The sequence below is a fragment of the Bifidobacterium sp. LH_389 genome, assembly GCF_056357235.1.
Map to the genome: position 1 here is coordinate 41,081 of NZ_JBKEVR010000005.1, position 19,997 is coordinate 61,077.

The 19,997-nt window shown below is 62.5% G+C and carries 14 protein-coding genes; 1 reads left to right on the top strand and 13 read right to left on the bottom strand.

The annotated features are described in order from the left end of the window. Window positions 1–342: 342 nt before the first annotated feature. Entirely contained in the window at window positions 343–1,371 is a 1,029-nt protein-coding gene (locus tag AC1AZA_RS06705; protein ID WP_476513897.1) for a LacI family DNA-binding transcriptional regulator, read from the top strand. Window positions 1,372–1,482: 111 nt separating this feature from the next. Here AC1AZA_RS06705 and rplQ read toward each other — a convergent pair whose 3' ends face one another. The 13 genes from rplQ to AC1AZA_RS06770 all read right to left on the bottom strand — a co-directional run bounded on the left by rplQ (window position 1,483) and on the right by AC1AZA_RS06770 (window position 19,671). After that, window positions 1,483–1,998 (bottom strand): 50S ribosomal protein L17, encoded by a 516-nt coding sequence (rplQ, locus tag AC1AZA_RS06710; RefSeq protein ID WP_476513898.1) that lies wholly within the window; start codon window positions 1,996–1,998, stop codon window positions 1,483–1,485. Between the two features lie 83 nt (window positions 1,999–2,081). Then, window positions 2,082–3,077: a DNA-directed RNA polymerase subunit alpha gene (locus AC1AZA_RS06715; RefSeq protein ID WP_476513899.1), complete on the bottom strand. Its 996-nt coding sequence runs from the start codon at window positions 3,075–3,077 to the stop codon at window positions 2,082–2,084. 80 nt (window positions 3,078–3,157) lie between these two features. Continuing rightward, window positions 3,158–3,556, bottom strand: a complete 399-nt coding sequence (gene rpsK, locus AC1AZA_RS06720) for a 30S ribosomal protein S11 (protein WP_476513900.1) — start codon at window positions 3,554–3,556, stop codon at window positions 3,158–3,160. 85 nt (window positions 3,557–3,641) lie between these two features. Next, a complete protein-coding gene (gene rpsM / locus AC1AZA_RS06725) occupies window positions 3,642–4,019 on the bottom strand; it encodes a 30S ribosomal protein S13 (protein ID WP_150353344.1) in 378 nt (125 codons plus the stop codon). 127 nt (window positions 4,020–4,146) lie between these two features. Beyond that, a complete protein-coding gene (gene rpmJ / locus AC1AZA_RS06730; RefSeq protein ID WP_003814578.1) occupies window positions 4,147–4,260 on the bottom strand; it encodes a 50S ribosomal protein L36 in 114 nt (37 codons plus the stop codon). Between the two features lie 24 nt (window positions 4,261–4,284). Further along, the gene (gene infA / locus AC1AZA_RS06735; protein ID WP_004268611.1) at window positions 4,285–4,503 is read right to left on the bottom strand and encodes a translation initiation factor IF-1; all 219 of its coding nucleotides are present in this window, start codon (window positions 4,501–4,503) and stop codon (window positions 4,285–4,287) included. A 349-nt stretch (window positions 4,504–4,852) separates the two neighbouring features. Further along, window positions 4,853–5,752, bottom strand: coding sequence for a carbohydrate ABC transporter permease (locus AC1AZA_RS06740; RefSeq protein ID WP_476513901.1), 900 nt, complete (start codon window positions 5,750–5,752; stop codon window positions 4,853–4,855). Between the two features lies 1 nt (window position 5,753). Next, complete coding sequence (locus AC1AZA_RS06745; RefSeq protein ID WP_476513902.1) at window positions 5,754–6,734, bottom strand: carbohydrate ABC transporter permease; 981 nt, start codon at window positions 6,732–6,734, stop codon at window positions 5,754–5,756. A 104-nt stretch (window positions 6,735–6,838) separates the two neighbouring features. Beyond that, the gene (locus tag AC1AZA_RS06750; protein WP_476513903.1) at window positions 6,839–8,203 is read right to left on the bottom strand and encodes an ABC transporter substrate-binding protein; all 1,365 of its coding nucleotides are present in this window, start codon (window positions 8,201–8,203) and stop codon (window positions 6,839–6,841) included. Window positions 8,204–8,534: 331 nt separating this feature from the next. Next, window positions 8,535–11,924 (bottom strand): glycoside hydrolase family 2 TIM barrel-domain containing protein, encoded by a 3,390-nt coding sequence (locus AC1AZA_RS06755; protein ID WP_476513904.1) that lies wholly within the window; start codon window positions 11,922–11,924, stop codon window positions 8,535–8,537. Window positions 11,925–12,270: 346 nt separating this feature from the next. Beyond that, window positions 12,271–14,292 carry a sialate O-acetylesterase gene (locus AC1AZA_RS06760; RefSeq protein WP_476513905.1) on the bottom strand — a complete coding sequence of 674 codons (2,022 nt, stop codon included), beginning with the start codon at window positions 14,290–14,292 and terminating at the stop codon, window positions 12,271–12,273. 203 nt (window positions 14,293–14,495) lie between these two features. Next, a complete protein-coding gene (locus tag AC1AZA_RS06765; RefSeq protein WP_476513906.1) occupies window positions 14,496–16,853 on the bottom strand; it encodes a bacterial Ig-like domain-containing protein in 2,358 nt (785 codons plus the stop codon). A 43-nt stretch (window positions 16,854–16,896) separates the two neighbouring features. After that, complete coding sequence (locus AC1AZA_RS06770) at window positions 16,897–19,671, bottom strand: exo-rhamnogalacturonan lyase family protein (protein ID WP_476513907.1); 2,775 nt, start codon at window positions 19,669–19,671, stop codon at window positions 16,897–16,899. Window positions 19,672–19,997 lie beyond the last annotated feature (326 nt).

A 19,997-nucleotide genomic window follows, 5' to 3' on the forward strand; every position in this document is an offset into this window, starting at 1 on the left:
CAGCAGCAGACTGCACTACACACATCGAGCCTTCCATTGCCCCGTGCTATCCGAAATTCTTTGCTCACTTGGCATTAAGCAAAGAATCAAGGATTTCTTATCGTGATCATCATCGATCGGCTTCGGTCTTCGATGATCACTTTGAGCATAACACCAAGAGATTTTTTATGCAACTTCAACTGTTACGTTACAAACCTGTCAGGTTTTTTCAAGTCTGATCGGCGCCCTGCGGAAGACGCCCGCACACGCTAGACTGGACCGCGATCGGCAGCGCCCCGACGGGGTCTGTCTACCACGTATCGACGTGTACCGATCCAACAGCAAGCGACAACGGAAGCGGCAATGACAACGATAAAAGATGTGGCGCGCGAAGCGGGCGTGTCCGTGGGAACCGCAGCGGCCGCGCTACGCGGCGAGGACAGCGTCCGACCGTCCACTGCGCAGAAGGTGCTTGCCGCTGCGACGGCGATCGGCTACACGCGCAACGCCGCAGCCCGATTCCTCAAGCGCGGGAACAGCAACATCATCGCCTTGCTTGTGCCGGATCTCCTGCATCCGTATTTCGCCCAGATCGCTGCCGCGGTCTCCCGAGCGGCACAGGGGCGTGAACTCCGCGTCATTGTGCAGGAATCCTCATACGAAGCGCTGTCTGCGAAGGATTCTCTGCGCCGCATGACGACGCTGCCGTGCGACGGCATGATCATCAACCTCAACAGCTCGAATGCGTCCGATCTCAAGGACATCATCGGCGAGTTGCCCACTGTTCTGCTCAACTACAAAGATGAGCCTCCGCTGTTCGACAGCGTGATCACCGATCGCGGCAATACCGACGTCGCCTTCGGATATCTCACCGGTCGGGGATACCAGCACGCCGCCGTCATCGGTGCGCATCAGCCGTCGAGTTCCCCCATCGACCACAACTGGACCGGACGTGACACGGGAGTCGAGGAAGTGCTGCGCAGTCTGGTCAGCTCCGGCTTGGGCGATGAGTCCGACTGCTTCCCCTGCGACTGGAGGGCTGAAGGTGGCTTTCAGACGGCCCAGAATCTTGTGGCGCAACCGGAGTTGCTGGCCCGATACGACGTGTTCTACTGCATGAATGATCTGGTGGCAACAGGATTCATTCGCGGACTGCACGAAGCAGGCATCCGCGTGCCCGACGACAAGGCCGTTTTCGGACATGACGGCATGGGGCAGAACGCCCGATACTCCGTGCCGCAGCTGTCCACGCTTGAGGTTGGTTACGGCGAACTGGCCGAACGAGCCGTTGAGCTCCTGATCGAGCGAATCCGACGCAAGCCCGCCGACGGCCCGCTATCCCCGCGCAGAATCACGATACCCTGCCGGCTGGTACGAGGTGAAACCGCATAGACAATTCCATCCAACTCGGTCACGTATGCAAAAAGGCCGGGAACCCGATCCTTGCAACGGAACGGATTCCCGGCCCAGAACGTACGTCACGCCGTCAGACGGGCGCTACGCTCACTCAGCCTTCTCGGCGGGAGCCTCAGCAGCGGGAGCCTCGGTGGCTTCGGCGGCAGGGGCCTCGGCGACCGGAGCGGCCTCAGCCGGAGTCTCGGCCGGAGCGGCAACCTTGGTGGCGGCCTCGGCTTCCTTCACGACGGCCTGCTTCGGGCTCACCGGCTCGGTGACGAGCTCGATGATCGCGGCGGGGGCGTTGTCGCCCTGACGGGAGGCGATCTTCACGATGCGGGTGTAGCCGCCTTCGCGCTGCTCCATCTGCTCGGCGATCTCGGTGAACAGGGAGTGCACCACGGACTTGTTGCGGATGACGCGCATCACGCGACGGCGGGAGTGCAGATCACCGCGCTTGGCGAAGGTGATCAGGCGCTCGGCCAGCGGACGGAGGCGCTTGGCCTTCGGCAGCGTGGTGGTGATGCGGCCGTGCTGGAACAGGCTGGTGGCCATGTTCGCGAGCATCAGGCGCTCGTGGGCGGGGCTGGATGCCAGACGCGGGCCCTTCTTGGGTGTAGGCATGTTATCTCCTTTGGGGCCATGCGGGCAGGTGGGCAGACGCCCGAACGTCCGCCCGCATGGAATTGGTCAAAAACGGCTGGGACTCACTCGTCTTCCGGCGAGAAGAAGGTGCCGCCTTCGAGGTTGGTGGTATCGAATCCGAGCGGCGAGCTCTTGAGCGACAGACCGAGGGACTGCAGCTTCTCCTTGACCTCGTCGATCGACTTCATACCGAAATTGCGGATGTCGAGCAGATCCTGCTCGGTGTGGGAAACCAGTTCGCCGATGGTGTGGATGCCCTCGCGCTTGAGGCAGTTGTAGCTGCGCTGCGTGAGGTTGAGATCCTCGATCGGGACGGCCATCTCCGGGCTGGTCTCTTCGACCACCGGGGCCGGGCCGACCTCCACGCCTTCCGCCTGAGTGTTGAGCTCGCGGCACAGACCGAAGAGCTCCACCAGAGTGGAACCGGCGGACGCCACGGCGTCGCGCGGGGAGATGGCGGGCTTGGTTTCCACGTCCAGAATGAGCTTGTCAAAGTCGGTACGCTGCTCAACGCGCGTGGCCTCGACCTTGTAGCTCACCTTGAGCACCGGAGAATAGATCGAATCCACCGGGATTCGACCGATCTCGCCGTTGTCCTGCTTGTTCAGCTGGGCCGGGACATAACCACGGCCGCGCTCGACGGTGAACTCGATCTCCAGCTCGCCGTCCTCGTCAAGGGTGGCGATGTGAAGATCGGGGTTGGCGATGGTGATGCCGGCCGGCGGGGTGATGTCCCCGGCGGTGGCCTCGCCCTTGCCGTTCTTGCGCAGATACATGGCGACCGGCTCGTCGTACTCGCTAGTGAGCACGATCCCCTTGATGTTGAGCAGGATCTCGGTCACGTCCTCGACGACGCCCGGCAGAGTGGTGAACTCATGCAGGGCACCGGAGATGCGGACCGACGTCACCGCAGCTCCCGGGATGGAGCTCAGGAGGGTACGGCGCAGCGAGTTGCCAAGCGTGTAGCCGAAACCGGGCTCGAGAGGCTCGATCGTGAAACGGGAACGCTGAGAGTTGACTACTTCCTCAGTGAGTGTCGGACGCTGTGCAATCAGCACTTTGGTTATCCTTTCAGCTTCCGTCGGCTGTGCACCTTACCGACGGCGAAGCGGGTGGACGATGGGGATTCTGTCAGTGCTCAGACGCGACGACGCTTCGGGGGACGAACGCCGTTGTGGGCTTGCGGGGTGACGTCGGTGATGGAACCGACCTCAAGACCGGCGGACTGCAGGGAACGGATCGCGGTTTCGCGACCGGAGCCCGGGCCCTTCACGAAGACGTCGACCTTCTTGAGGCCGTGCTCCATCGCCTTGCGCGCGGCGGACTCGGCGGCCATGCCAGCGGCGTAAGGGGTGGACTTGCGGGAGCCCTTGAAACCGACGTCGCCACCGGACGCCCAGGACACAACCGCGCCGGACGGATCCGAGATGGAGATGATGGTGTTGTTGAAAGTGGACTTGATGTGCGCCTGCCCGACCGGGATCGACTTGCGATCGCGGCGACGGGGCTTGCGTGCGGCTTGCTTGGGAGCTGCCATTGAAACCCTCGTTTCCTAATACGATGTGTTGGTGTCCGGACGATGGGACCTTGCTGTTGCGCCCCGTGGCCCGGACCGGCCGACCTTACTTGGTGGCCTTCTTCTTTCCGGCGACGGTGCGCTTCGGGCCCTTGCGGGTGCGCGCGTTGGTCTTGGTGCGCTGACCGCGGACAGGCAGACCGCGACGATGACGCTGACCCTGGTAGCAGTTGATCTGGATCTTGCGGCGGATGTCGGCGTCGATTTCACGACGCAGATCGCCTTCGATCTTGTAGTTCGCTTCCAGATAGTCACGCAGCGTGATCAGCTGCTCATCGGTGAGATCCTTGACGCGCGTATCCGGGTTCACACCGGTCGCGGCGAGGGTCTCCTTCGCGCGGGTACGACCAACACCGAAAATATAGGTGAGGGCGATCTCGATGCGCTTCTCATTGGGGATGTCGACTCCGGCAAGACGTGCCATTGCGATTCCTTCTGTTTCTCTGCAGGTCGTGCACCGAGTCGTCCGGTCTCCCGGCCCGGGCCTGCATCCCCGGGGTTCAGCTTTCGCTGTGACTCAGCGCCTGATGGTGTTGCCGCTGGATCTGCTCTCAGCCCTGACGCTGCTTGTGGCGGGGGTTGGTGCAGATCACCATGACGCGGCCGTGACGGCGGATCACGCGGCAGTTCTCGCAGATCCTCTTCACGCTAGGGCTGACCTTCATGGTTTTCCTTTTGCTTGTGTACCTTTACTTGTAACGGTACGTAATGCGACCGCGGTTCAGATCGTAGGGGCTCATCTCAAGCACCACGCGATCCTGCGGGAGGATGCGGATGTAGTTCTTCCGCATCTTGCCGGAGATGGTGGCGAGCACGATGTGCTTGTTCTCAAGTTCGACGCGGAACATCGCGTTCGGCAGTGCCTCCACTACCCGACCTTCGACTTCAATCACACCGTCTTTTGCCATGAGCCTCAGTTTCCGTTCGTTGGCTGATTACTGTTTTGACATGTCAGAAGACACGCCAAACTGCGAGTATAGCAGAGGAAGGCCAGTGACACAACGGCGTGTCGCGCCCGCGGGTCGAGGTTCTGCATGCCGACGGGTGTAACTACGTGAAACTATAGCACGGTCGCTGGCGGATGCGGGCATCCGGGCAGTGAAAACGCAGGAAATACGCATCAATACAGGAAAAAACGGGCTCAACGTCGCGAAAGTCCGGATTCTCAGCGCCAAATGATCGCTGTGGCGATAGATTGGCACTTGGAATTCCGATTTTCGCGACGTTGAGCCCGTAAAGTCGGCCGGCGAGGCCGTGTCAGCCCTTCATGCCGGAGGTGGCGATGCCCTCGATGAAGTACTTCTGCCCGAAGAGGAACACCACGAGGATGGGCAGGACGGAGAGCACCGAGCCGGTCATGATGAGGTCGTACGCCGAGGAGTACTCGCCGACGAAGGACTTCAGGCCGATCTGGATGGTCCACAGCTCCGGGGAACGCAGGTACAGCAACGGCTGCATGTATTCGTTCCAAGCGTTGGTGAACGTGATGATGCCCAGCGCGGCAATTGACGGACCGGACAGCGGCAGCACGATGCGCGCATAGATGCCGAACTCGGACAGGCCGTCGATGCGCGCCGCCTCAGACAGCGACTCGGGGATGGTGTCGTAGAACTGCTTCATCATGAACACACCGAACGCGGAGAACGACTGCATGAGGATGATCGACGGCAGCGAGTCGGACAGTCCCCAGCTGGAGAGCATCTTGAACTGCGGGATCATGTACGCCTGCCACGGCACGGCGATCGTGGCGATGTAACACAGGAACAGGATGTCGCGTCCGGCGAACTTGATCTTGGAGAAGCCATAGGCTGCGAACGAACCGGTGAACACCTGCAGAAGGGTCACCGCCACGGCGATGATCACCGTGTTCTTGGTCCATACCAACAGATTGGCCTTGGTCCAAATGGTTGCATAGTTCTCCCAGTGCCACACCTCGGGGAACCACTTGATGGGCACGGTGAAGATCTCGTTGTTGTTCTTGACCGACGACAGGACCATCCATGCGAACGGCAGGAGCGTGAACGCGGCGACGGCGATCATGATGGCGTAACCGATCACCGTACCCACGATGCGCAGGGGCGAGACCCGACGCTTGTTGAACGGAATGTTTGCCGAGTGGATCGTGCCGGCCGGAGTGTAGGGAACCGCTGCGCTCATCTCACTTCTCCTTTGCGTTGTTGTAGACGAACTGGATGATGGTCACGACCATGCACATCGCGAACAGCACCAGGGACACGGTGCTCGAGTAGCCGAACTCCTGCTCCTGGAACGCCACGCGGTAGGCGTACTGGGCGATCACCATGGTGGATGTGCCGGGGCCGCCGTCGGTCATGACGAGGGTAAGATCAAGCACGCGGAACGAACCGATGGTCATGGTCACGAGCACGAAGAACAGGGTGGGGCGCATCATGGGGACGGTGATCTTCCAGAACTGCTGCCAGCCGTTGGCGCCGTCCACGCGGGCGGCTTCGTACAGCTCGGTGGGGATGGTCTGCAGGCCTGCGAGCAGCAGGATCATGAAGTAGCCGACCTCACGCCAGGTGCCTACGACGATCACGGCGGGCATGGCCCACTCGGTGGTGGACAACCACCCGGGGGCGGCGCCGCCGGTGAACACGCGGATGAACTGGTTGATCGGGCCGGAGTTCGGGTCGAACATCATGTTCCACACCTGTGCGGCGGCGACGATCGAGGTGATGTATGGGAAGTAGGCCGCGGTGCGGAAGAACGCACGACCCTTGAGCTTGGTGTTGAGCAGCACAGCCAAGCCGAACGCGATGGCGAGAGTCAGCGGGATGTGCACGACGGCGTAGTACAGGGTCTGCCAGAACGAATCCCAGAACAGATCGTCTTTGACGAGCCTCTTCCAGTTGACGAGTCCGTTGAACGTCGGGTCGCCGAATGCGCTCCACTCGGAGAACGCGATGTAGAACATGCTCAGCACGGGGGCGAGGATGAGCACCGCGAAGCCGATGAAGTTCGGAGCGATGAAGGTCAGGCCGTTGCGGATGTTGCGCCGGTGCACCGTACGGAAGGCCTTGCTCAGCTCCTTCGAATTGTCCGAGCCGACGCGCGTGGCCCCGCCGTTGGCCTTGCTGCCCGCCACGTTTGCCGTGCCGCTTGTTGCGCTGTGGGACATGGCGCAACTCCTTTCCGATGAATGTGATGGTTGATTTCGCGCGATGCGAAGGCCGGTGGACCGACAATCCACCGGCCTTCGATACCATGCGGACAGGTGTCCTCTTACTTGACGACCCCGGCGTCCTTGGCCTTCTGGCCGGCATCGGCCAGCGCCTGATCGATCGGCGTGGTCTCAGTCATGATCGCCGAGTGGGCGTCGTTGAGCAGGGTGGTGATCTTGGAGATTTCCTTGCCAGTGACGACCGGAGCGGAAACCTTGGTGTCAAAGTCGGTGATGGTCTTCTTGCTCAGTTCGTCGGTCGGCATGCCATCGGCGGCCAGATAGGCTTCAGTCACCTTGTCGGACAAGTAGGCGGGGCTCACGCCGTTCTTGGCGAGCTCGAGGGCGCCTTCCTCGCCGGCAGCCCACTTGACGAACTCACGGGCGGCTGCGCCCTTCTGGCCCGTAGCGTACTTGGAGACAGCCAGACCCATGGCACCTGCCACGGTGACCGGCTTGTCGGTCTGAGTGTTGGTGGACTTGTCCGGGTTCTGCGGAACCGGGGCGATGCCCCAGTCGAACTTCTCGGAGTCACCCTTCTTCTGGGCGCTCACCAGCGCAGAGGTGTACCAGTTGCCCACCGGGAAGAAGGCGATCTTCTGGGAGCCGAACAGACCCTGATAGGTGGCCTTGGTGGAGGTCAGCGTGTTGAAGTCGAGGGCGAGCTTCTCGTCCTGAAGCTTGAGGGCTCGCTCGTAGTAGGGCTTGAAGTAGTTGTAGTCGCCGGAGAGCATGGACGCCTTCGGGTCCTTCTGGGACTGGTTGTTGGCGAAATCCTGCACGAAGGACTTCTTGTTCCACGTGAAGGTGGGGTAGACGTCGTCGCCGTAGCCGGCCTTCTTGAGGGCGTCCTTCATCTTCTCGGCGGTCTCGACGTAGTCGTCCCACGTCCAGGTGCCGTCCGGGGCGGCGATGCCGGTCTTCTCGAAGATGTCCTTGTTGTAGTACATGACCCAGAAGTCACGGCGGTACGGGATGCCGTAGTATTTGCCATCCAGCTCATGGGTGGAGGAATCGAGGTTCTTGGAGTCGAAGGACTTGGCGATGTCCGTCAGGTCTGCGAGGCCCTTGGACTCGACGGCGAAGGTGTAGTAGCTGTTCATCGACTTCAGCGGAATCACGTCGGTGGGCTTGCCGGCGGCGAGATCGGCGGTGAGCTGCTTCTCGTAGTTGTCGTTCGAGTATTCCTTGATCTCCACGGTCACGTTCGGGTACTTCTTCATGAAGCCGTCCTTGAGGTAACCGAACTCCGGGGACTGCGAAACGGCCCAGGCGCCGAAGGTGATGGTGGTCTTGGCGTTCGGGTCGAAGGCCGGAATGGTCTCGTTACCGCCTCCGTTAGCGGCGTTGCTCGAGCCGCAGGCGCCGAGCAGCATGGTGGACGCTGCGAGGAAGGCTACAGCCCCGGTGAGCTTGGTGGATTTCATGGTTCTCTCCTTCTCGGCATCAATGCCGACTTGTCGGGTTGGCTTGGCACGCTTCGATGCACGCCGATTGCGACTCCCTACGTTGTATGCAGATCGCTGTGGAACTGTTGAAATTAGTGTATTACAACGTCGGAAGTTTTGTCAAACGCGATTCGAATTGAATTTGCGCAACAAGTCTCTATTTTTGTTTTGTTTATTCAGTTATGCCAAAATTACATCGTTGGTACTTTTACTAATTCAGCACCATGGCAGACCTGAGAGTGAGCGAAGAAAAACAGGCGATCGGACATGGAAAGCTATCTATTCTTGCCCCAATCGCACAACACGCCGGTCAACGCGGCACGGCCACCATCGCCGGCACCTCGCCCGCCCTCTCCTTCCCTGCCAACGGCGCCTCCGCTTCGGCGGGTGTGAACGCGTCGCCGCCGTCCAGCGCACCCGTCTCCACGCGCAGCACATGCACGCGGTCGTCGTACTGCACGGTCACGTCCTTGACCCAGCTCACCAGGGCGGCCACCTCCATGACCACGTCCCCGCGCGGGGACAGGTACGGCTCGCCGTCCATGAGGTTCTCCCGGCCGTCCACCAGCAGATGCGTGCGGCCGACCTCCGCTTGGACCACATGCCCGCCGGAGCGCAGCGTCAGCGTCCGCGCGGACGGATCCCACTCGTACGAGAACCGGTCGCCGCACTGCATGCGCATGCGCTCGAGCACCACCATCACGTTGCCCCACACGGCACCGTTTTTGTTGACGGTCGGCACCATGCGCGAATCCGGTTCCTGTCCGTCGATGAGCACCTTGCAGAAATCCTCGCTCGGAGGCACGTACTTGGCATTGTCCGCAGCGGCGATCGGCGGGAATTCGCGCGCCGGCAGCGGAGCGACCGGCGCATACCGCGCATAGGCCCGACTCGCCGGCTCCGCGCTCAGCACGGCGGTGTCCGCCGCCTCGACACAAAGCTTCGCAGTCGCCGGCGGCAGGCCCTCGGCACGGGCCGTGAGCCGCACCACGCCGGGCGTCTCCGAGGCACGCAGGAACACGCGGTTCAGACCGCAGTCAGCGAACACATGGTCCGAGTGGATCACGCTGTCATCCGGTCTGCCGTCCAGACGCCCGTCAAACCGCCCTTCGTTGTAGCCTCCCAAAAACACTGCGGGACCCTCGACCGTGAAATCGATGCGCTGCGACGCCAGCGGGCACACGCGTCCCTCGGCATCCGTCACGCTCACGTCCACATAGGCCAGATCCTCGCCGTCCGCCCGCCAGCCGCCCGGGGCGACATGTGCGGCGAGCACCAGCCCGGCTGGATCCCCCACCGTTTCGATGCGATCGCGGGCCACCTCGCAGCCGTCGTAGTTGTAGGCCACGGCCTCCACCGCACCCGACCGCGTCACGTCCACATGCTCGAAGGGAAACACGAACGTATCCTGCGGCTCATGGCACTCCCCGACCGTCTCACCGTTGACCAGGAGCTCCACGCGAGCCACCGGGTAACTGGCCACCACATACACGGTTTTGTCCGTGGGATCGCGATAGGCGAACTCGCCCGTGCCCTCCCAAAAACGGCCGTTGAACCGCTTCTTCTCATAGCGGTAGACCGGGCCGGTCTTGGCGGCGTTGGCGGGCTCGTAGTTCCAGTGGCCGAGGATCTTCACCGCGGGTGTCTCGGACTGCATCACGCGGAACACGTCGAAGCTCTGCTTCCTGACGCGGTCCGGACGCACCCTGCCGGACATGCGCGCGTTCTCGGAGTATGACTGCCGACCGTGCTGCGCGGAATCGGTCCAGCACAGCGCGGCGGCCGCCGAGTAAAGATCGCGTCGGGAGGCGCCGCCCAGGCGGTCATTGAAGAATTCGGCGTACCCTCGCGCATCGGCGAGCGCCAATCCCTCCGCGGTCAAATCATAGAAATCCACGCCCGGGCCTTTGCGCCCGCCCACGCCGATCCACCTGTTGCGGTAGTCGTAGTCCGGGCCGGTGTAGTCATCCCAGACGCGGCCGGGCGCCTCCTCGCGCGCGTATTCGGTTTCGGTGATCGGCCCGTGCTCGGCGATGAACCGGGCGGCGTGGCGGTTGAGCATGGTGCCCACGTATTCCGATTCGGCCACCGTGTCCTCGGTGTTGAGCGTGCGACAGCCCATGAACCGGCCACCATGAGGGTCAAGCAAGCGCTTGAGCTCGAGCATCTCGTGCATGTGGTTGGCGTGCAGCGAGTTGTTGCCGGCCTCCCAGAACACGATGCTCGGGTTGTTGCGGAACGCAACGATCACGTCGCGCATGAGTTCCACGCGCTGGTCCCACTGGCGGCCGAAGCTTTCCTTCTCCTTGTCGCCGGCGGGCTGCATGCACACGATGCCGTGACGGTCGAAGGCAGCGATGTCCGAAGGGGACGCGGCTACGTGCATCCAGCGCACATGGTTGGCGTTCGAAGCGCGGATGAGTTCGGCGTCCTCGTCCTTCATCCAGTCGGTGGCGATGCCGGTGGCGGACCATTCGTTGGTGGCGCGCTGGGCATAGCCACGTAGCCATACGGGCACACCGTTGATGGTGACGCCCTTCGTGTTGTCGTAGCCGACGGCGCGGAAGCCGGTCTCAACGGTTTCCTCGTCCACAGGCTCACCATCCACCACCAGAGTCACGCTCACGCGGTACAGGTACGGGTCCGTGAGGCTCCACAGGCGCAGCGGCACGGGCACGGCGGTGGACGCCTTCAGCGTGGTCACGTCAAGGGAGTCGGTCACGGTGGGTGCGACGGCGTCCTCGTCCTCCACGGCAACATACTGCCGCTTGGCGTCATCCCATCGGTAGGCGTCAGTCGGCGTGATGGACAGCGGCTGCACCACCCTTCCAGACGGCCGGACCGCAACCGGCTCGGACTCGAAGCCCGCCACCTCCACGCCGTCCAGCGTGCGCACGCTCACGCGCAGATTCGCTTGCACGGCACGGTCAGTCTCGTTGCGCACCTCGGACTCCACGTTGATGCGCGCCTTGGGTGCGGCCGGATCCGTCAGATCGAAGTCTGCGCCGTATACGTAGGTGCCCTTGGTGCGCAGGTTGGAGTACAGAGGCAGCGTCAGGTAGGTGCGGGGCTTGAAATGCACCTTGAGCGGGCGCGTGATGCCGCCGAGCGTGGGATTGAAGTCGTTGGTGTTCCAAAAGAACGGAACGCCTTCCGGATACCCGGCGGGAACGTCGCCATCACCTCGGGCAACGTAGCTGCCGGGCTCCACCCCGGGCTCGTTGGGGGTTTCCGCGCCGTAGCAAGACAGGTTGCGCAGGCTGGTGTTGTCGGTGGCGACGGCGACGAGGTTGGGGCGGTCCGGGTTCACGAAGTCCGTCACATCGATGCCGAACGGCGCCACACCGTTCTCCACGTACCCGGCAAGTACGCCGTTGACGTACAGGTAACAGGTTTGGCGCATGCCCTCGAATTCGAGGATCACCTTCTCCCCGCGGTGCTCGGCGGGCACGGTGAGCCAGTTGCGGTAGAACGCCACACAGCGCTTCTGGAGGCTGCCGCCGTCGGAAATGCGGTCGCGGAAGATGTCCGAGTCGTTGAACGTATGCGGCAGGGCGACGGCCTGCCATTGCTCGTCGTCATAGGCGGGATCGGCAAAGTCGCGGCCCGCGGAGTCCCGCCACCGCTCGATTGCCTCGCGCAGGGGGAATGCGTCTGCGAGTTGGAACTTCCAACCGTGGTGGAAATAGAGGGATGTCATGAATAACTCCGTCCTTGGCTATGGGTTTGGGGCACCTCGGTCCTTCCGCGCACCGGAGCCCCGCACCCCATCTTTTCATGAGGTAACCGTTTACTCTTACTATATTCAGTATTTATATTCTTGTCAATTCAGATGTTTCTTACTATCGATGTATTTCCTTGAAATGAGGTCGGGCGTGATTTCCGGTTCACGCGTTGCGCAACGAAAAATCTTGTGAACCGGAAATCTCCCAATACCGCACATGGTTCACACATGGGCTTGACGGTATTTCAACGAACTGAGCGTCAAAGCGAACACATCTCCCGGTTCACAAGTTGCCGCGCAAAACATCTCGTGAACCGGAAAATCAGTTCAGCATCACTTCGAAGGGGCTGGCGAGCAGCCCGGCACCGTTGCGCAGCACCGGATCGGGCGATTCTCCCCACGCATAGCGCAGCAGGGCGTCCTCGCCGGGCATCACACCCCACGGCATGGCAATGGTCACCTCATTCTCGGACGACACCCGGCCCGTCACCTTCAGCATCGGCCACTCCCCCGACGGGTCGATGAGCTCGAACGGCACCGCACCCGCATCGGCCTCATCCCGCACGCACAGGCCTCCCCCGCAATGGGTAAACCGCACAACAACGGCACTTTCCTCCTTCCATGCGCGGGAAACCAGCGGCCCCATGAACTCATGGTTTCCCCCATAGACCAACGCATCGGCGACAATGGCCAGGCGACGTCCGATCGGCTCCTTGCCGATCGGATGCAGGTCGTTGTCCTCGCCGACGTCAAGCGTCACGACCATCGCGGTGCGATCCAGCACCAGCGCCTTGCGCTGCTCGTCACGAAGCCGTGCATATCCGCGCGCCTGCAAGGTCAGGTTCGGCAGCTGAACATAGAGGAACGGCAGGTCGGGACGACGGAACAGCGAGCGCCAGCATTGCACCAGCGCCAGCATCTTCTCCGCATAGCCGGCCGGACCGCGCGAGGCGTTCGTCTCGCCCTGATACCACAGCACGCCGGTCAGGGCCAGACCCCGCAATGGCGCGATCATTGCGTTGTAGCACCCCGCCGGTTCCCGTGTCGGGAACACCTTGGCGGGAGCCGGGCCGAATGTCGCGGAACGCCGGTACCGCCAAGGACCAAGCGCATCCACGTCGATCACGTCGATCGGACCGGTACCATGCGAATCCTCATCGGGTCCGACGGCAGGCCAGACGCACGGCAGGGACCCGTCCCCGCGCGGCATGGGATTGCCGGCACCGTCAGTCGCAGCGGTGGGGTCAATCACGATCATGTGGCGTTTGCCCGCGGTGAAGCCACCGTCCGCACCGGTGTTCACGCGCAGGCGGAAGGCGAGCGTCATGTGCTTGGGCAGGGCCGCGATCGCATAATTGCGCGGCGGGAAGCGATAACCGGTGTGGCCTATCGGTTCGCCGTTGAGATAGCAGTCGTCCGCGTCGACCAGCGTGCCGAACCGCAACGTCGCGGGTTTGCCGGCCACGTTATCCGGCAGGTCGATGGTTTTACGGAACCAGAACATGCCGGGTTCACCCAATTCCGGATCGTGGTCGGAGCTGGCTTCGGCAAGCGCGGTCTCACCCCAATCGGAATCGTCGAACGCGGGATCCTGCCAGCATTCAACCAGACCCCTGTCGACCGCGTCGGCCTGCGCCACGAAGCGCTCGAACCGCTCCGCGGCAGCGGCCTCCGCTCGCTCTGCATATCCCGGTTCGCCCCAACGACCGTAGTCGCCGGGAATGAGATCGAGCTTGCGCAGCCACGGTTCGGCAATCCACGGTTCGATGGGCGTTCCGCCGATGGCCGCCTGCACGAAGCCGAGCGGCACGTCCACGCCGGCGTCGGCGCGCAGGTGCTTGGCGAAGAAGAAGCCGACCGCGGAGACGACGGACATGTCGTCGCGGCCTTCGACGAGCCACCCGCCGCCGGCCGTTCGCGTGCGAGATCCCGAGAAATCCGCCTCCTGATCGATCAGGAAGAAGCGGATCGTACTATCCCTGGCACAATCAAGTTCACCGGGATAGCGCGCGGCCACGCGGTTCATCCACAGCCACATGTTGGACTGGCCGCCGAGCAGCCAGACATCGCCGAACAGCAGGTCGCGCGCTCGAACGACGGACTGCCCGGATTCCACGCACAGTTCATACGGCCCGCCGGCGGGATGCGCGGGCAGGGTCATGCGCCACCGGCCCCTGGCATCGGCATAGGCGGATGACCATTCCCTATTGTCAGTTCCCGAGCGCGTGAGACTTACGGACACGCGGGCCTCCGGCCGGGATTCGCCCCAGATATGCACGGCCTGATTACGCTGCAACACCGCACCGTCACGGAACAGCGGATCGAGTTCCAATGTATTATTCATACGATTACCTTCATTCATTGAAGCCATAAACGACTTTCCTACAATCATTGCATTACATCGATGTAACAACGGCGGTATGCGCATCTGAAGACGCTCAAAAGTCAGGGCAGCAGAGAAAACCTGCCCCGTGGGACGCAATAAGGGCGGTGGCCAGATCTCGTCGACCTGGCCACCGCCCTCGGTGCGCGGTCACACGCGAAACGTCAGGCTCGACGCACCGCGATGATCAGAACCGATCCCGCAGCCAGCAGCAGCACAGCGGATACGGCGATCGCAACGACGCTGGCACCGGTGTTGCCCAGTTTGCCGCCATCGGAGTCGTCGGGCTGATCCTTCTCGGACTGATCGGTCTCCTTGGGAGCATCCTTGACGCCATCGGAGTCGTCGGCGTCGGGCTGGTCCTCGGGAGTGCTGCCATCCGGTGTTTCGTCCTGAGACTGGCCACCGTTCTGACCGTCGCCGTCCGGCTTGTTCCCAGGCTGCTCCTCGCCGGGCTGATCGGTTCCGGGCTGATCGGTTCCGGGCTGATCACCTTGGGATTCAACTTCCTTCAGCGCGGCCTGGGCGTCGGTCAGCGACTTCAGGGCCGCGTCGACCTTGGACTGACCGGCCTCGGCATCGGCAGCCACGGCCTTGGCCTCGACGAGCGCCTGCGCAAACGGCTTCCACGTTTCGGCCGTGTACTTGGACTCCTCGAGCTTCTCCGCAGCGGCGATCGCCTCGTTGAGCTTGGTCTTGTCCGCGGTCTGCGGCTCATCCGGAGTCGGCTTGTCCGGAGTCGGCTTATCCGGGTCAGGAGTGGGCTTGTCCGGGTCAGGAGTGGGCTTGTCCGGGTCGGGCTTATCCGGATCAGGAGTGGGCTTGTCCGGGTCAGGAGTCGGCTTATCCGGGTCGGGCTTATCCGGATCAGGGTTCGGGTCGGCCTTCTCCTTGACCGTCACGTCGAACGTGGCGGTCTTGGTCGGATCGGCCTTCAGCGTCACCGTCACGGTCACCTTGTCCGCAGCCTTCGAGGAATCGAAACCGGAAAGCCCGTACTCCTCCGCAGACAGCACACGCTCGGACTTGTCGGACAGCGCCGCCGTCACCTGCAGACCGGCCGCATCGAACTCCTCACCGACCTTGTACTCGGTCTTCGCCGGCAACGCCGTCACCGCAATCGACTCCACGGTCGGCTCGGGCGCCGGCTCGGAGCCGCCGTTGCCGATGGTGAGCTTGAGCGTGGCGGGCTTGACGGACTTGTCGAGCTTACTGGTCACGGTGACGGTGATCTCGGCGTCCTTGGACGAGTCAAAACCGGACACCTCGTATTGGTCGGGCGTGAGCACGGTCATGGTGTAGTTCTTGTCGTACTGCGTGACGGTGATGGTGGACGGGTCGAATGCCTCACCTACCTTGTACTGGGACTTGGTCACGCCGGTGACGGCCAGAAAGCCGTTGAAGCCGGGCTGCGGGGCGCCGTCCGGCTTCCACAGCGCGTAGAGCTTCATGTCGTTCTCGATCGGGGTGGCGAAGTCGAACAGATTGCCGGTGGTGGTGGCGTAGCCATCGATCGCGCTCCACCCCTGGAACACGTAACCGTCCTTGGTGGGATCGGCGGGCTGGGCGATCGCAGTGCCGCGTTTCACGGTGACGGGCGCAACCTCGCTGCCGCCCTTGGAATCAAACGTCACGGTGACGTTCACCACCGGGTTGCCCACCTGCTGGACGACGGTACCGGTGAACTTACCGCGCGAAGTGTCCCCCACACGGATGAACTTGTTGACGAATGTCACCGTCAGCTCAGCATCGGAGTGAACGTTGTTCCACGTAACGGTCTTGGATGCGGCATCGAACTTGCCGTCGGCCGGGGAGATCGTCGTCGGCTCGATGGCATTGCCCTGCACATCGACCGGAACCTGCACGACCACCTTGCCGTCGGCGGGCGCTGCCTCGATCTTCGGGAATTCGATGTCCTGCTCGATCGCGGAGAACTGCATGACCTTATCCAGCTTGTTCAGTCCGGTAAAGTCATGGATGCCATTTCCGCTCAGCATGAGCTGGGTCAGGCGGGGAAGGTTGCCGTCAAGCCCTTCCACAGTGGTCAGTTTGTTGTATGCCACCGACAGATACGTCAGCTTAGGCATGTCGGCAAGACCTTCGATCTTGGAAATCTCGTTCCTCGAGAGCGAAAGGCGCCCGAGGTTCGTGAAGATTCCCAGACCGCTCATGTCGGCGATCTTCTTGTTGTCCAGTGTCAGCGAGGTTACGCCTTCGACATCGGCCTTCTTGACCACATCTTCGGGCTTGCCCTTCTTGTTGACCGCGGCGGCTACCGCCTTCGCCAGATTTGCGTCCGGGAAGCATGTAGCGTACGTGTCCTTGTCGAGGTTGCAAGTCGGTTCGGCTTCCTGAACGGCGGGCGCGACCGGCGACGTCGAGGCTCCGGACACTGCGGGTTCCGCAGCGAGCGCGATGCCCGAGAATCCCACCGACAACGCGGCGATGGCGGCAACCGCCGCGCATGCCTTGTGCAGCGACAACGCGGGTCGCCGCAACGGTGAAGTTGATTTGTGTTTCATTGGGTTGACATTCCTTTCAATGGATGATTGCAATGGGCTGGCGCTAGAACTTCTCGGGGATCAGCGCAAGGCACTGGATGATGCCGATGGAGCCGGAGGCATAGCCGTTCGTTCCGGCCATGCCGGGAGCTTCCTTCACTGGGTTCAGCGCGTCCGCGCCGCCGATATCCACCAATGTGGTGTTGGTGGGGCTCAGCCAGCCGCACATGTTCTTGGCACGTTCCTTGAGTCCGTCGTCGTTGAGCTGTACGCCCGCCCATGCCACGGCACCGGAGAACATGTCGCCGGACTTGTTGGCCTTCCAGTTCACGCCGGTGGCGTCCTGCACCTCCTGACCGTTGTTGTTCAGGCCGTAGAGCCGGCAGTATTCCAGCCAGGCGTCGCGCACGTCGTTCTCGCCCAACGAATCGATGATCTCGGGGATCATCTGCACTTGGCCGAACGAGAAGTCAAGCGAGCCCACTTCGAGCGTCTGCTCGGTCATGGCCTGATATTTTCCGTCGGCAAGGTTGTACTTCATCGTGCCGCCCTGCATGAATCCGTTGGGCATTGCGGCGATGGATTTCGCGGAGTTGAGCAGCTTGGTGTGCGCGATCTCGGCATCCGGCCCGCGGCGTTCCCACTCGGTGAACCACGCGGCGGACAATACACCCCAGTCCAGCACGTTGGAGACGTCCAGCGTGCTCGGATCGCTTGGCGTATAGCCGTCGGTGCGCACCTTGCGGTTCGGATCGAGCAGCATGAAGGTCTGGTCGGCCGTCACCAGATCGTGCAGGATGTCGCCGGCGCGTTCGTCGGCCGTCAGGAAGTAGTAGATGCGACGATATGTGGCGTTGCTGATGCGGTTCTGCTTGCCCGAGTCGCCGTAGTGCAGCACGCCGTGACGGGTGCCGAGGCGACGGAACCGGCCGGCGTGGTAGGTGTCCACCTCCGAGCAGTGGCGGAACATCGCCTCGGCGAAGCGGTACGCGGCGCCATCGCCGGTGTGCAGGTAGTAGTACCAGAAACCCAGGTCGCTGGACAGTTCGGAATTGTCCCACGCATAGCCGCCGATGTCGTAACACCACATGTGCCGGGCGTCGTCGTAGGTGTGCATCACGTCGCCGTAGTCCCAGAACCCATACCACGAACGCTGGTCGACCTCGGCATGGTAGAAGTCGTTCTTGGCTTTGAGTCCGTCCTCGATTTGGTTCTTGAGCGGGGTGCTGCGATCCACGGGCGCCCAGCTGCCGAACACATGGGCCGAATGGTTGTGCTGCGGATCGCTGGCAAGCATCGGCGGCAGAGCGTTGGCGGCGGCCAGCGTGGCGAAGTCGGTTCGGCTCGGCGTGGCGGCGAGCGCCCAGAACATGAGTTCGTGGGTGTTGCCGATGCCGTACGGGGTGTCGAAGCCCTTCTCCCAGTCTTCGTACGTGATGTTGAGACCTTCGGTCTGCTTTTCGTAGGTGTCCTGGCCGAGGCCGTCATGCAGGGTGCGCAGGTCCATCGAATCGGCGTTGGGGCTCCACAGCCAGACCGTGGCCTGGGCCGCGTCGGCGGCTCCGTTGGTCACGGCCAGTTCCGCGGGGTAGCGCTTCCAGAAATCACGCAGGCCGAATGCCAGGCCGCCCTTGGGCGAACCCACATAGCCGAGGCCCGCCGCACGCTTGCCAGCGTCGGAGCGGATCCACACCATGCCCTTGCCGGTGCGCTTGCGGATTTCGAAGCCGTTGGGGTTGAGCTGGGTGAGACTGTAGTCGCCGTACTTGGGCACGTACTGCATGGCACCGGAGACGCGCGGATCCCACTTGTCGGGACTGGGCAGTGCCACGCCGGCCACCTGGGATTCCTTGATCTTGAAGTCCGTGCCCTTCTTGTCGGGATCGCGGCGCAGCCCGGTGACCGGCTGAATCGCCTCGCCGAACACGCCCCCGTCCTGACCGGCGAACCGCACATGGCGATCCCACGCCTCGGCGCCCTGGAACGGCACGTCGAAGGTGATGCCCAGGGATTTGACGAAGTCCTTCTGCTGGTCGCCGTCGTAGATGAAGTTGTGTACCACGCGCAGGCCGTCCGAGCCGGCGTACAGGTAGAAGCGCACGTCGAACGGCAGCAGTCCGCCTTTGTCGTCGGCGTGGCGTCCCTTGACATGCACGAGCGCGCGCTGCGTGCCCTGGTTCTCCACCTCGGCGGATTCGATGGCACTGGCGAGGTTGCGACGATTGATGACGGTGGGCTGTTCGCTATCCGCCACATCCTGCACGCTGGCCACGAGGCGGCCGTTGCGGGCGATTTCGACGCCGTTGCGCACGATGGAGGAGATCAGGTTGGTTCCCGACTTGGGGAAGGTGACCTTGATGACGCCGGTGTCCACCACAATGTCCGTCCCATCGGAGACGGCGATCGAATGCTTGCCCTGGGCGGGAGCCTTGCCCGGGGTGAGCTTGTAGGTGCCGGATTTCGCGGCATCGTCGGAGAAGGCGTGCGCAGTCCATTTGACCGAACCATCCGGCCACCATCCGGTGACCCAGCTCTGCAGAGGCACGTCGGTGCCGTCCTCTGCATTGAGCGCAAATTGTGCGGTGTCCGCGAGCGCCCCCTTGGGCCACGGCACGCCCCAGGTTACGCCGCCGGCGAGTTTTGCCGGTGCCGCACCTTCGATCCAGTGCACGGTCACGGGATCATGTCCCTTGAATGCCTGCCCCGTGCCCGCCGCCCCCGCGGCACCGGCTGCACCGGCGATGTCGTCGCCATAGGCAGCCAGAGTCGGCACCAGCGCGGCAGCCGCCCCAGCCCCCAAAGCCATTTTGAGGAAGGTGCGCCTGTTGAGTTCTGGCATAGTCGCTCCTACTCTTCGCTCCCCGATGAACGGAAGAAGGATGATTGGGAGCCTCGTACGCCCCCGTCGCCCTCGACTGTCCGAATGATTGTCATGGCCACTGCGGGAGACCATGCCGACAAACCACCGACACACCACCGCAAGTAACCGTTTACATGATGTGCCGAATCCGACGTGTTGTCAATTCATATTTGTACGGGAACGCAGAAATGGCGTATTTACAATAAAAGAAGGGCATTTCAAAGCAGTCACACTCGGCGTGTCGCACACATCGAGGTATGGAGCACGTTGATTGATACGATTTTATGTGCTATCGTTTACCCCAG

Bases quoted from the DNA above. Each gene is read 5' to 3' on its own strand.
- rpmJ (WP_003814578.1), bottom strand. From the start codon at position 4,260: ATGAAGGTCAGCCCTAGCGTGAAGAGGATCTGCGAGAACTGCCGCGTG.
- AC1AZA_RS06745 (WP_476513902.1), bottom strand. From the start codon at position 6,734: ATGTCCCACAGCGCAACAAGCGGCACGGCAAACGTGGCGGGCAGCAAG.
- AC1AZA_RS06705 (WP_476513897.1), top strand. From the start codon at position 343: ATGACAACGATAAAAGATGTGGCGCGCGAAGCGGGCGTGTCCGTGGGA.
- infA (WP_004268611.1), bottom strand. From the start codon at position 4,503: ATGGCAAAAGACGGTGTGATTGAAGTCGAAGGTCGGGTAGTGGAGGCA.
- AC1AZA_RS06750 (WP_476513903.1), bottom strand. From the start codon at position 8,203: ATGAAATCCACCAAGCTCACCGGGGCTGTAGCCTTCCTCGCAGCGTCC.
- AC1AZA_RS06760 (WP_476513905.1), bottom strand. From the start codon at position 14,292: ATGAATAATACATTGGAACTCGATCCGCTGTTCCGTGACGGTGCGGTG.
- rpsM (WP_150353344.1), bottom strand. From the start codon at position 4,019: ATGGCACGTCTTGCCGGAGTCGACATCCCCAATGAGAAGCGCATCGAG.
- AC1AZA_RS06770 (WP_476513907.1), bottom strand. From the start codon at position 19,671: ATGCCAGAACTCAACAGGCGCACCTTCCTCAAAATGGCTTTGGGGGCT.
- rpsK (WP_476513900.1), bottom strand. From the start codon at position 3,556: ATGGCAGCTCCCAAGCAAGCCGCACGCAAGCCCCGTCGCCGCGATCGC.
- AC1AZA_RS06740 (WP_476513901.1), bottom strand. From the start codon at position 5,752: ATGAGCGCAGCGGTTCCCTACACTCCGGCCGGCACGATCCACTCGGCA.
- rplQ (WP_476513898.1), bottom strand. From the start codon at position 1,998: ATGCCTACACCCAAGAAGGGCCCGCGTCTGGCATCCAGCCCCGCCCAC.
- AC1AZA_RS06755 (WP_476513904.1), bottom strand. From the start codon at position 11,924: ATGACATCCCTCTATTTCCACCACGGTTGGAAGTTCCAACTCGCAGAC.
- AC1AZA_RS06765 (WP_476513906.1), bottom strand. From the start codon at position 16,853: ATGAAACACAAATCAACTTCACCGTTGCGGCGACCCGCGTTGTCGCTG.